Below are 2,520 nucleotides of genomic sequence, written 5' to 3' on the forward strand. Positions count from 1 at the left end.
TGCGAGACGACAAAGCGCCCGCGACAGCGCCTACCAAAGGCAGCCGCCAGCACCGAAAAATGCCATTCGAGTCTGTTAAAGTAGAATTAATGTGGAAGTCGCGTCAGTGACTCACGAATCTCCCCTCCCCCCACACGTGGGGGGAGGGGACCGGCCATGACTTCCATGATCGGGGGTGCCTGGAACTGGAAAAGTCATGACCGTTAGGCACACGCCATGCATCCAACCGCAATACAGTACTACCTCGAGATGGATTCTGCTGCACAAAAGCGAGTTCAGGTCTTGCTGTGTCAACAGGCATTACAGGTCTGGGAGCAACTCGTTCCCACAAACTTGACGTATCGAGAATCGGTGGTTGGAACGGAGCAGGAACTGGATGCAAGCCTCCCGCGAGCCGCATTGGTTGCCGTCGTTTCGGGTCAGAATGCAAAGGCGATCAAGGCAAGGTACCTGGAGCCCATCGTGGCGCTGGAGGATGAAGACATCGTGCTACCCAAACGCGCCGAGTTTGCCTACTACGCCATCTACAACCTGTTCTCTGCGCAGGTCCTTCAACAGCCGCTGGATCCCTGGCTTGTGCCAAATCAGGCACTTGCCGCCATGGGTGACGAAGCGGCGGCGTCCGCATGGGAACGTGCGCTCGGTGCGCCCTAACGGTCATTACTTTTCCAGGCAGACCCGCTCATCAGGCGAACGCAACGCCACTACGCACTGTCAGATCACCATCTGAGTCAAGCGTGCATCTGTCCGGAGGTTCGACATGCCCCACTCGCCATTCAATACCTTGACCCGCTTCACGCCTCCCGGCCAGACGGAGGTCCTGTTCTATTCCTTGCCCACCCTGGCGGCTGCCGAGATTGGCAATGTGCCTCGTTTACCGGTGTCGCTGCGCATCGTTCTCGAAGCGCTGTTGCGTCACTGCGATGGCCAGCGCGTCAGCGAGCGACACATCCTTGAACTCGCCGAGTGGCAACCACGCGCACGCCGCAGCGAGGAGATCCCCTTCGTCGTCGCGCGCGTCGTGCTGCAGGATTTCACTGGCGTGCCATTGCTCTGCGATCTCGCGGCGATGCGACAGGTCGCGCAGACGCGTGGACTCGATCCGCGACGCATCGAACCACTGGTGCCGGTCGACCTGGTCGTCGACCATTCGGTACAGGTCGATTACTACGGCACGCCGCAGGCGCTGCAGCAGAACATGACTCTCGAGTTCGATCGCAACCGCGAACGCTATCAGTTCATGAAATGGGGAATGCAGGCTTTCAAGACCTTCCGCGTCGTGCCGCCGGGCGTCGGCATTGTCCACCAGGTCAATCTCGAACATCTGTTCCACGGCGTTCGTCAGCAGACCATGGGCGCAGTGGAAAACGGGCGCACCGGGGAACGGCTGTGCTTTCCCGACACGCTGGTCGGCACCGACTCGCACACCACGATGATCAATGCCGTCGGCGTCGTCGGCTGGGGAGTCGGAGGCATCGAGGCGGAAGCGGCAATGCTCGGGCAGCCGGTCTATTTCCTGACCCCGGACGTGGTTGGCGTCGAACTCAGCGGCCACCTGCGCGAGGGCGTCACTGCCACCGATCTGGTGCTGACGGTGACCGAGCTGTTGCGCCGCGAGAAAGTGGTCGGCACCTTTGTCGAGTACTTCGGCGAGGGAGCCAGTACGCTGTCGGTGACCGACCGCGCAACGCTCGCCAACATGGCACCGGAGTACGGGGCGACGATGGGTTTTTTCCCGGTCGACGAGAAGACCGTGGACTACATGCGCCGCAGCGGCCGCAGCGAAGCGGACTGTGTGCTCTTCGAAGCCTATTTCCGGGCACAGGGATTGTTCGGCATGCCGCGCGCAGGCCAGATCGATTACTCGCGTACCGTCCGCCTCGACCTGGCCAGCATCGTCCCCTCCCTGGCCGGCCCCAAGCGGCCGCAAGACCGCATCGCGCTGCCCGAGATGGCGAGCCGCTTCAACACCCTGCTGAGCGCAGCCGAGTCGGCCGACGGCTTTGCTCGCCCCCCCGATACCCTGCGACAGCGCTACGCGACCGAGCGGCCCGGCATCGACCTCGGCCACGGCGACGTGCTGATCGCTGCGATCACCTCATGCACCAATACCAGCAATCCGGCAGTAATGATCGCCGCCGGATTGCTGGCGAAGAAGGCCGTCGACAAGGGCTTGCGCGTGCAGCCGCACATCAAGACCTCGCTGGCTCCCGGCTCGCGGGTGGTCACCGATTATCTGGAAAAAGCTGGTCTCCTGGCGCCGCTCGCCAAGCTCGGCTTCGCGCTCGCCGGTTACGGCTGCACGACCTGTATCGGCAACGCTGGCGACCTCGACCCGGTGTTCAACCAGGCGATTACCGAGCACCAGCTCGTCGTCGCCGCAGTACTCTCGGGTAACCGCAACTTCGAAGCGCGCATCCATCCCAATCTGCGCGCCAATTACCTCGCTTCGCCGCCGCTGGTCGTGGCCTTTGCGATTGCCGGCCGGGTCAATATCGACCTCGACAGCGAAGCGCTGGG

The 2,520-nt window shown here is 62.5% G+C and carries 2 protein-coding genes; both read left to right on the plus strand.

The window, feature by feature from the left end:
* The first annotated feature begins 216 nt into the window (after positions 1 to 216).
* On the plus strand, positions 217 to 654 hold the full coding sequence (locus tag AW06_RS19470; RefSeq protein WP_034953840.1) for a hypothetical protein: 438 nt from the start codon (positions 217 to 219) through the stop codon (positions 652 to 654).
* A gap of 106 nt (positions 655 to 760) precedes the next feature.
* A partial coding sequence (acnA, locus tag AW06_RS19475; protein ID WP_034953842.1) for an aconitate hydratase AcnA occupies positions 761 to 2,520 on the plus strand: 1,760 nt, incomplete at its 3' end.

It is taken from the genome of Candidatus Accumulibacter cognatus, assembly GCF_000584975.1.
Lineage (GTDB): Bacteria > Pseudomonadota > Gammaproteobacteria > Burkholderiales > Rhodocyclaceae > Accumulibacter > Accumulibacter cognatus.

What these genes read in the sequence shown, in the direction of transcription:
- AW06_RS19470 (WP_034953840.1), top strand. Translation starts at nt 217, where the DNA reads ATGCATCCAACCGCAATACAGTACTACCTCGAGATGGATTCTGCTGCA.